This window comes from Pedobacter sp. T50_32 (genome assembly GCF_057652195.1).
In genome coordinates, this window is sequence record NZ_JBYFBY010000038.1 from 1 (window position 1) to 236 (window position 236).

General features: G+C 29.2%; 1 protein-coding gene. It reads left to right on the forward strand.

Annotation, left to right across the window (positions count from 1 at the left end; translation table 11 throughout):
- Window positions 1-53: 53 nt before the first annotated feature.
- On the forward strand, window positions 54-236 hold a 183-nt coding region (locus tag AC23ME_RS21150; RefSeq protein WP_487729706.1), incomplete at its 3' end, for an enoyl-CoA hydratase/isomerase family protein.

A 236-nucleotide genomic window follows, 5' to 3' on the forward strand; every position in this document is an offset into this window, starting at 1 on the left:
AATACCTATATATTGAATAAGCAGAAAGCCGTAACACTGAAACTTAATTAAAAATGGAAACATTAGTTATTTATCAAGTTGAAAATCGCATTTCTGAAATTATTATTAATAGACCCGATAAAAGAAATGCCCTAGATCCAATTTTAATTGAGCTGCTAACTGCCAATTTATTAAGAGCAGATGGTGATGAAAATGTTAAAACGATAGTATTAAAAGCCAATGGCGATGTTTTTAGT